This is a genomic window from Streptomyces albospinus (assembly GCF_014648695.1).
Taxonomy (GTDB): domain Bacteria; phylum Actinomycetota; class Actinomycetes; order Streptomycetales; family Streptomycetaceae; genus Streptomyces; species Streptomyces albospinus.
The window spans coordinates 49513-58146 of record NZ_BMRP01000043.1 but is presented as its reverse complement, the minus strand read 5'-3'; the positions used below and the strand labels follow the sequence as shown (position 1 = coordinate 58146).

Below are 8634 nucleotides of genomic sequence, written 5' to 3'. Positions count from 1 at the left end.
ACCACTCCGCCCTCCTCCGCGGCGTCGAACGCCTCTCCGGACACACCACCAAGGGCTGAACCGGTCCGCGGCACGGGCCGCAGACCGACCCTGACAACCGGCGCCGCGACTGCCGCACTGCAGTCGCGGCGCCGGTGCGCGTTTGCGTCCCCCCGCAGCGGCGTCCCGCACCGCCCGCCGTGCGCCCGCCCGTTGTCCCGGTTGGACGTGTTGAACGCCCCGTTGGTGGCCTCTGTGATGACCGTCACGTATCCTTCATGGAACGGCCATCCGTTGTTCACCGTTCAATGGAGTGTGGGCAGTTGAGAAACGCCCCGCCGTGCTGCCCCGGCCGGCTTCCCCCGTCTGGCCGGGGCATTTTCCTGCCGTCCGCCGGGAGGGGACGGCGCAGGCCCGTCCCTATGCCCCGTGCGTGTCCAGGGGGTTGGCGGCGATCCGGTCGGCGATACCGGTGCGCACGCACTCCGCGGCGGAGCTGTCCGGCTTCCGCTCCGCCTGGTCCCGGAAGCAGGCCAGGAATTCCTTGCCGAGGCCCAGCCGCGGGTAGTGGTCGAGCACTTCGGCGCGCAGGCTCGCCGGGAGGGCGTCCGGGCGCCGCCCGGAAATGTCCAACGACGTGCCGAACGCCAGTAGATGGGACTCCGGGTCCCGCGCCACGTCCACCTCGTCCCACATGTGCCGGACGATCACCTCGGACGCCCGCCCCCGGCGCTCCAACGGCCACCCGGCGCCCGCGGCGAACACCCACGCCACATGCCCGCCGGCGTCCTCGAACGGCACGGTGTGGCTGTCGAACTCCCTGACCAGCCCGATGTCGTGGAACATCGCGGCCACGTAGAGGAGTTCCGCGTCGAAGGCGATGCCGTGTGCCGACGCATAGCCGGCCGCCCAGAGGTAGGCGCGTACGGAATGGTTCAGCAGCGCGGGCGAGCAGTAGGCGCGCGCCACCTCCCGTGCGGAACGGCAGGCGGTGGTCTCGGGTATCACAAGATCGTCCATGGTCATGGCTGCGATTGTGGCGTACTGCCCGGTCCTCGAGCCGGGGACTCCAGGACCACGGGGAGGCGGACGAGCCCGCGCATCAGCCGCGTCCGCCGCCATGTCGGCGGGTCGCCGCGCCCGGAGGCGGCATCCTCCGCCGCCCGCATCCCCGGGAAGCGGGTCAGCAGCACCTCGAACGCGATCCGGCCCTCCATGCGGGCCAGTGCCGCCCCCAGGCAGTGGTGCGGGCCGTGCCCAAAGGACAGATGCCCGGCCGGGCGGTCCAGCCGTACGGTGTCGGGCGCGGGGAAGCGCGCCGGATCGCGGTTGGCCGCACCGGGGGAGACGAGGACGACATCGCCGGCCTCGATACGGGCGCCGCCCAGGTCGAACGGCTCGGTGGCGTACCGGAAGGTCGCGAGGGTGATCGGAGCGTCGTACCGGAGGAACTCCTCCACCGCGGCGGGCAGCAGCCCGGGATCGTCCCGGAGGCGGGCCCGCAGCGCGTCGTCCCGGAGGAGGGCCAGCATGCCGTTGCCGATCAGATGGGTGGTGGTCTCGTGCCCGGCGACCACCAACAGCACGGCCAGTGAGACGAGTTCCGGCTCGGTGAGCCGGTCCCCGGCGTCCCGGGCGGCGATCAGCCCACTCAGCACGTCGTCCCCGGGAGCCGCGCGCCGCGCCGCGATCAGCCCCGTCATGTAGTCGCTGAGGGCGTGCGAGGCCCGGTCGACGGTGTCCGGATCCGCCGCCGCGAAGAGCGCGTCGGACCACCGGCGCACCGCCGCCCGGTCGTCCCGCGGGACGTCCAGCAACTCGCAGATGACGGCGATGGGCAGCGGCACGGCGTACCCCTCGATCAGATCCACGACGCGGTGCGCCGTGCCGGCCGCGCCCGCCGCCGCGCCCGTTGCCGTCACCTCCCCCGCGACCGCCGGGCCGCGCTCCGGGCCGCGCAGCGCCTCCGCCAGGCGCTCCGCGATCTCCCGGATACGGGGCGCCAGCCGGGCCACCGCCGCCGGGGTGAACGCCGACATCGCCAGCTTCCGCAGCCGGCCGTGATCCGGTGGGTCGGTGGCGAGCATGCTGCTGCTGACGGCGGGCGCCAGATCGCGCGTCGAGGGTCGGTCCGCGAAATACCGCGCGGTGTTCTTCGACAGCCGGCCGTCGGCCAGTGCCGCCCGCGCCGCCGCCCATCCGGTCACGACCCAGGTCGTCCGGCCGTTCCCGGTACGCACCCGCTGCACCGGCCCGCGCGTCCGCAGCGTGGCGAGCAGCGGATACGGGTCCCGGGAGAACTCGGGCGACTCCATGGGGTTGTTCACTCCCGGCCTCGTTCCTGCTCGTGCTCGTGACCGCTGCCCGTGATCTTCGCGGCGCGCGGGCCCGACGCTACCGCGCGGCGCCCGCCCCAGCCGTCCGAGTGAGATCCCGCCGCCGAGGTGCGAGCGCGCGGAGCCCGGCGCACGCTGGAGGCATGACCGAGCATCCGCCTGTCATCGTGCATCCGCCGACGCCGTCCGGTGGCCGTCGGGTGACCGTGCACGGGCAGATCGTCGGCCTGGCGCACGGCCGCGGCGATGTGGCCGAATTCCTGCGCCGCGCGGGCGTCGCCGACCCGGCCGAGGACATCGCGCTGGACGATCCCCGCCTGGTCGAATGGCGCGGCGGCTCCCTGGACGACTGGCCGGTGCCGCGCGCCTGAACCGTCCGGCGCCCTGGGTGCCCACTGTCCCGAACTGATCCCCGGGGCAACGGAGTTGTGCCGCAGCCGCGGCCTCGGCGGTGCCGCTGAGGCGGGACGGAACCCCGCGTGAAGGACCCCCCGACCACTCCACGATCTCCCGGTCCCACCAGGACCCTTCGGGCAGTCGCAGTGGTTCGTCCATGCCGAGCGAGCGTACGGGACCCCGGGGACAGGGCGGCCGGGCGTCGTGGCCGTCGTCCCCACCTCGGTGTCCGATTTCCGCCAGCGCCGGGGCCCCGTGTGCCGCACAGTGGGTCGTGTGATGACCGAGGACAGCAGGTACGAGGCGGTGCGGAGCCGGGACGCCAGGTTCGACGGCGCGTTCTTCTTCGCCGTGTCCACGACCGGGATCTACTGCCGGCCGAGCTGCCCCGCGACCACCCCGCGGCGGCGGAACGTCCGCTTCTACCCCACCGCGGCGGCGGCCCAAGGCTCCGGATTCCGGGCCTGCCGGCGCTGCCGTCCGGACGCGGTGCCGGGCTCGGCCGAGTGGAACGCGCGGGCCGACGTCGTCGGCCGGGCGATGCGGCTGATCGGCGACGGGGTGGTCGACCGCGAGGGCGTCGCCGGCCTGGCCGACCGGCTCGGCTACAGCGCCCGGCAGGTGCAGCGGCAGCTGACCGCCGAGCTGGGCGCCGGGCCGGTCGCGCTGGCCCGGGCACAGCGCGCCCACACCGCGCGGATCCTGCTCCAGACCACCGGTCTGCCGGTCTCCGAGATCGCCTTCGCGGCGGGCTTCGCCAGCGTCCGGCAGTTCAACGACACGATCAAGGAGATCTATGCGCTGACCCCGAGCGGACTGCGTGCGGCCCGTCCCGCCGGCGCCGGCCGCCCCGGGAAGGGCACCCGGTCCGGCCCCGTCGCGCCGTCCACCACTCCCGGTGTTCTGCCGCTCCGGCTGCCGTTCCGCGGCCCGTACGCGGCGCGGCAGATCTTCGACCACCTCCAGCGGCACGCGCTCCCCGGGGTCGAGGACGTCAGCGGCGCGCCCGGCCGCCGCACGTACCGGCGTACGCTGCGCCTGCCGAACGGCACCGGCATCGCGGAGGTCGACGAGGCCACCGGAGCCGGCTGGCTGGACTGCCGGCTCCACCTCGCCGAACTGCGCGATCTCACCACCGCCACGCAGCGGGTACGCCGCCTGTTCGACCTGGACGCCGATCCGTACGCGATCGCCGAGCGGCTGGCCGCGGATCCCGCGCTCGCCCCGCTGGTGGCCCTCTATCCGGGCCTGCGCTCCCCGGGCGCCGCGGACCCGCAGGAGGTCGCCGTCCGCGCCGTACTCGGCCGCCGGCTGTCGGCCGCCGGCGCCCGTACGCTCGGCGGCGCGCTGGTCGCCGGGTACGGAGAGCCGCTGCCGCAACCGGCCGGCGCGCTCACCCGTCTCTTCCCCCGAGTTGAGGACCTGGCGCCGGCGGCGCTCACCGGAGTCGGCCTGCCCGAGGCCCGCCGTGCGGCGCTGCGCACGCTCAGCGCCGCACTCGTCGACCGCACGGTCACCCTGGACGCCGGAACCGACCGCGACGCGGCGGAACGCGCCCTTCTCGGCCTCCCCGGCATCGGCCCCCGGACCGCCGGCTATGTCCGCATGCGGGCACTCGGCGACCCGGACGTCCTGCTGACCGGCGAGGCGACCGCGATCGAGGGCGCCGACCCCTCGGCCTGGCGCCCGTGGCGCTCGTACGCGATGCACTACCTCTGGACGGCCGAAGGCGCCGGCAGCTCCCCGGACCCGGTCGCAGCGAACCGGGATCGGCAGACCACCGACACCTGCACCACACCGAACCGACACCACTGAAGACGCGAACGGAACGAGCAGACCCATGACCCTTTACGCCACTCTCGACAGTCCCTTGGGCGAACTCCTGCTGGTGGGTGAGGAATCGGCCACCGCACCGGGCGGTACCGCGCTCGCCTCGCTGTCCGTGCCGGGCCAGAAGGGCGGGGCGACCGTCCAGGACGGCTGGACGTACGACCCGGACGCCTTCGCCGGGATCGAGCGGCAGCTGCGGGCCTACTTCGACGGTGCACCGACCCGCTTCGACATCCCGTACGTCACCCGCGGCACCGCCTTCCAGCAGCGTGTCTGGAAAGCGCTGGAGGACATTCCGTACGGCACCACGACGACCTACGGGCGGATCGCCGCCGACATCGGCGCGGCGCGCGGCGCGGTACGCGCCATCGGCACGGCGATCGGCGCCAATCCGCTGCTGATCGTCCGCCCCTGCCACCGCGTCATCGGCGCCGACGGCTCGCTCACCGGCTACGCGGGCGGCCTGGAGCGCAAGGCGCGGCTGCTCGCCCTCGAAGGCGCCCTACCGGCCGAGAGCTGAACCGCCCTACCACCCCGCCCTTCTGGAGCGCATCACCATGCCCGCCACCACGACCCGTCCCGCCGCCCTCGCCGACCGCGTCGCCGCCACCGACTGGGCGGCCCTCACCGGCGAACTCGACGCCCTGGGCTGCGCGTTGACACCGCAGCTGCTCACCCCGGCCGACTGCCGCGCCCTGAGCGGGCTGTACGACGAGCCCGGCCACTTCCGCTCCACCGTCGACATGGCACGGCACCGCTTCGGCTCCGGCCGGTACCGCTACTTCGCCGACCCGCTGCCCGAGCCCGTCCAGGTCCTGCGCGAGGCGTTCTACCCGTACCTGCTGCGGATCGCCCGCGACTGGGCGGCCCGGCTCGGCCGGCCGGCCCCCTGGCCGGACACGCTCGCCGACTGGCTGGCTCTGTGCCACGAGGCGGGCCAGTCCAAGTCCGCGCAGATTCTGCTGCGTTACGGGCCGGGCGACTGGAACGCCCTGCACCGCGACCTCTTCGGCGAGCTGGTCTTCCCCCTCCAGGTCGTCATCGGGCTCGATGAACAGGGCACCGACTACACCGGCGGCGAGTTCCTGCTCGTCGAGCAGCGACCGCGCGCGCAGTCCCGCGGCACCTCGACCGTGCTCCCACAGGGCCGCGGGCTGGTCTTCACCACCCGGGACCGCCCGGTGCGCTCCGCCCGCGGCTGGTCGGCCGGCCCGGTGCGCCACGGAGTGAGCGCCGTGCGCTCGGGCCGGCGGCACTCCCTGGGGCTGGTCTTTCACGACGCGTGAGGGACCTCGCGTGCGCAGGACGCGTGCGCCCCGCGGGGCGCGTCCAGCGCCGTGAGCGTCGAGGTGAAGACCGGCTCGCCGTTCTGCGCGCCGGTGACCTGGACCATCGTGGTGCCGGGGATCGCCGACGGGACCCGGTGGGCCTCGATCACGCACGGGACGCCGTGTTCCGCGTACCGGGAGAACTCCGTGCCGAAGGCGTAGGGGACGAAGGCGTCGGGGGCGGTCACCGCGCGGGCGGCCTGCTGGGCGGCGTCGAGCAGTGCCAGGCCGGGCACGTGGTCGTTCGCCGGGTTGACGACGGTGGCATGCCCGGGGGCGATGCGCAGCAGCCAGCGGTCGGGCCGGTCGGTGGGGGCGAGCAGCACATCGCCGTCGGTGGCGCTGCCGGTCAGCCTGGCCGGGACGGGCGTGGGGAGCGGGCCGACGGTACGGCGTGCCGACAGGCGCTCGCCGCGGATCCGGCGGTAGACGGCGGGCGAGGTGACGCTCACGCTGGAATTGCCCGTCGCGACGATCCGCCCCTCCTTGCGGAGGGTCATGTCGAACCGGCTGCTGACCAGCGAACCGGCCCGCATCCGCGTCTTGCTGCACGCGACGTCGATCGTCAGCCGGGTCGGCTCGTTCTCAACGGCGAGCTGTTCGGGGTCGGTTGTGTAGACGAGGTCTCCGAGGATGAAGTGGTGGCCGACCGGCACGCCGAGTTCGGCGTGCGAGAGCAGCAGTCCCGCCTGGCGGATGGTCTCGCCGGCGAGGATGAGGTGGTGCCGGCCGTTGGTCGGGGCGAAGTACCCGTGATTCTGGGGCCACTGGGCGGTGACCGAGAAATGGCTCTCGTCCAGCCGGCGCCACGACGTGATCAGGACATCCTCGGCGAGCGGGCGGTGCACGAATTCACGCGGTACACGGGCAGTGATTCCCCGGCCGGGCCGGGGATCGCCGCGAGGGCTCCGGACCGGCTGCGCCTGACGCTGGGTCCTGGGTCGAATCGTGCTGCTGACCTGCAAGGTGTCGCTCATGACTGCCCCCAGGCGTCTCAACGGGAAGAGGTACGACGCTGGTAAGATACGTACCGTCCGGTTTTCTTTTCAATGCCGACGGGGAAATTCGAGCCAACGGCTGATCTGCGGGAGACTTGGGCGGTCACCCACTGTGGAAACACTCGAGTGCTTCGAGAGACAGGAGGCGTCCTGTGGCGCAGCAGGACCGCGCGATCAGAACCCGGCGGACCATCTTGGAAGCCGCGGCGTCGGTTTTCGACGACCATGGTTACGACCGCGCGACCATCGCCGAGGTCCTCGAGCGAGCCGGTGTCACCAAGGGCGCCCTCTATTTCCACTTCGCCTCGAAGGAAGAGCTCGCACTCGCCGTGCTCGAAGAGCACGTGGTGGACATCGCGGTGGCGCCGCAGAAGATCAAGTTGCAGGAATTCGTCGACTCGGGCCAGGTTCTGGCCTACCGGCTGCGGCGCGATCCCATGCAGCGCGGCGCGGCCCGTCTTGCCGTCGAGCAGGGCTCCAACCGCCTTGACCGCAAGCGGTCGATGCTGGCGTGGACCCAGTTCGTCGAGATGCTGCTGAACGAGGCGAAGGGGCGCGGCGAAGTGCTGGACAGCGTGGTCGTGCGGGAGACGGCCGAGATGTTCGTCGGTGCGTTCGCCGGTCTCCAGACGATGTCGCACGCCCTGACCAACCAGGCCGACCTCTGCCACCGGCTGGCCATTTTCTTCGAGCACACCCTGCCCAGCATCGCGGTGCCCGCCGTCCTCGCCAGGCTGAAACTGGACCCGGAGCGCGGCGAGAAGCTCGATGCGGAACTCCTGGGCGGGCGCGCGGATGGGGACGCGTTCCTGGAGGCGGGCAACTCCCTTGCGGACGCGGCGTCCTAGGAATTCCGGATATTGCGTATGAGTCGGAAAGGGCGGGGATCGCGCGGGCAATCGGGGTGAATCGTCCGGCCGAACCATACCGGGCGCGCGGTCCTGACTGCCCTTGCGGGCGGTCCCGGGTCGATTGTCAGTGGCGTGCGGTTCACTGGAGTCGGTGTCCGGAACGAGACCGGGGGAGGGGCCATGAGCGGACCGGCGGGCGGACCGCGGTGCAGGTCGGCGGGAGTGAGGGAGATCACCGGCCGGGGAGCGAGACGGTGGGACGGGTGGCGGAATAGCGCCCTGAGATAAAACGTTCGTCATGCACGTACCGGGGGGCTGCCACTCCCCTTCACGGCGCTCACCGCTCTCCGCTCTCCGCTCACCCCTGCCGCCCTGGAGGCCGCCCGCATGACGCAGACGACGACGGACCAGCTCCCCGGAAGGGCGGCCGGCGCCTCCGCCGCGCCGCCCGTGTCCGAACCGGCCAAGGGCGAGCGCCGCAGAGCGGGCGGAGGGACCGTCCCTGTCCTCGCCTTCGCCGGCATTGTCGTCGCGGTGATGCAGACGCTGCTCGTGCCGGTCATCAAGGACCTGCCGACGCTGCTCAACACCGCGGCCAGCAACGCTACATGGGTCATGACGGCCACCCTCCTCGCCGGAGCCGTCGCGACGCCCATCATGGGCCGCCTCGGCGACCTCTACGGCAAGCGGCGGATGCTGCTCACGAGCCTCGCCGTCATGGTCGTCGGCTCGCTGGTCTGCGGGTTCACCGACGACCTGGTCGTCATGATCGTCGGCCGGGCGCTTCAGGGCTTCGCCATGGGCGCGATACCCCTCGGCATCGGCATCATGCGCGACGAGCTGCCGCGCGAACGGCTCGGCTCCGCCATGGCCCTGATGAGTTCGTCGATCGGCGTCGGCGGCGGGCTGGCGCTGA

Annotated in this window: 9 protein-coding genes and 1 pseudogene; 6 read left to right on the top strand and 4 right to left on the bottom strand. The window is 72.9% G+C overall.

The features are described 5' to 3' along the window. The 3 genes from IEZ17_RS43260 to IEZ17_RS34300 form a co-directional block, all read right to left on the bottom strand. The coding region (locus IEZ17_RS43260; RefSeq protein WP_229852910.1) for a hypothetical protein at positions 1–248 on the bottom strand (248 nt) is incomplete at its 3' end. Between the two features lie 151 nt (positions 249–399). Continuing rightward, positions 400–1005 (bottom strand): HD domain-containing protein, encoded by a 606-nt coding sequence (locus tag IEZ17_RS34305; RefSeq protein WP_189307113.1) that lies wholly within the window; start codon positions 1003–1005, stop codon positions 400–402. Next, on the bottom strand, positions 1002–2306 hold the full coding sequence (locus tag IEZ17_RS34300; protein ID WP_229852909.1) for a cytochrome P450 family protein: 1305 nt from the start codon (positions 2304–2306) through the stop codon (positions 1002–1004). Before IEZ17_RS34300 ends, IEZ17_RS34305 begins: the two co-directional genes overlap by 4 nt. A 152-nt stretch (positions 2307–2458) precedes the next feature. On the opposite strand from IEZ17_RS34300, the gene IEZ17_RS34295 reads away from it, so the two are divergent. From IEZ17_RS34295 to IEZ17_RS34280, 4 genes are all read left to right on the top strand, one after another. Beyond that, entirely contained in the window at positions 2459–2686 is a 228-nt protein-coding gene (locus IEZ17_RS34295; RefSeq protein WP_159506740.1) for a hypothetical protein, read from the top strand. Positions 2687–2990: 304 nt separating this feature from the next. Further along, a complete protein-coding gene (locus tag IEZ17_RS34290; protein WP_189307111.1) occupies positions 2991–4526 on the top strand; it encodes a DNA-3-methyladenine glycosylase 2 family protein in 1536 nt (511 codons plus the stop codon). Positions 4527–4551: 25 nt separating this feature from the next. Continuing rightward, positions 4552–5061 (top strand): methylated-DNA--[protein]-cysteine S-methyltransferase, encoded by a 510-nt coding sequence (locus IEZ17_RS34285; RefSeq protein WP_189307109.1) that lies wholly within the window; start codon positions 4552–4554, stop codon positions 5059–5061. Between the two features lie 37 nt (positions 5062–5098). Further along, positions 5099–5827 carry a 2OG-Fe(II) oxygenase gene (locus IEZ17_RS34280; RefSeq protein WP_189307107.1) on the top strand — a complete coding sequence of 243 codons (729 nt, stop codon included), beginning with the start codon at positions 5099–5101 and terminating at the stop codon, positions 5825–5827. Here IEZ17_RS34280 and IEZ17_RS34275 read toward each other — a convergent pair. Next, complete coding sequence (locus tag IEZ17_RS34275) at positions 5815–6846, bottom strand: ScbA/BarX family gamma-butyrolactone biosynthesis protein (RefSeq protein ID WP_189307105.1); 1032 nt, start codon at positions 6844–6846, stop codon at positions 5815–5817. The genes IEZ17_RS34280 and IEZ17_RS34275 overlap by 13 nt on opposite strands. A gap of 173 nt (positions 6847–7019) precedes the next feature. Here IEZ17_RS34275 and IEZ17_RS34270 point away from each other — a divergent pair, with 173 nt between their 5' ends. Together IEZ17_RS34270 and IEZ17_RS43255 are read left to right on the top strand one after the other, a co-directional pair. After that, positions 7020–7715 carry a ScbR family autoregulator-binding transcription factor gene (locus tag IEZ17_RS34270; protein ID WP_189307103.1) on the top strand — a complete coding sequence of 232 codons (696 nt, stop codon included), beginning with the start codon at positions 7020–7022 and terminating at the stop codon, positions 7713–7715. Between the two features lie 390 nt (positions 7716–8105). Continuing rightward, positions 8106–8634, top strand: a pseudogene (locus tag IEZ17_RS43255) (MFS transporter); the annotation flags it as partial.

Excerpts from the sequence above, each read along its gene's own strand:
- IEZ17_RS34305 (WP_189307113.1), bottom strand. The coding sequence starts at position 1,005 with ATGACCATGGACGATCTTGTGATACCCGAGACCACCGCCTGCCGTTCC.
- IEZ17_RS34295 (WP_159506740.1), top strand. The coding sequence starts at position 2,459 with ATGACCGAGCATCCGCCTGTCATCGTGCATCCGCCGACGCCGTCCGGT.
- IEZ17_RS34290 (WP_189307111.1), top strand. The coding sequence starts at position 2,991 with ATGACCGAGGACAGCAGGTACGAGGCGGTGCGGAGCCGGGACGCCAGG.
- IEZ17_RS34285 (WP_189307109.1), top strand. The coding sequence starts at position 4,552 with ATGACCCTTTACGCCACTCTCGACAGTCCCTTGGGCGAACTCCTGCTG.
- IEZ17_RS34280 (WP_189307107.1), top strand. The coding sequence starts at position 5,099 with ATGCCCGCCACCACGACCCGTCCCGCCGCCCTCGCCGACCGCGTCGCC.
- IEZ17_RS34275 (WP_189307105.1), bottom strand. The coding sequence starts at position 6,846 with ATGAGCGACACCTTGCAGGTCAGCAGCACGATTCGACCCAGGACCCAG.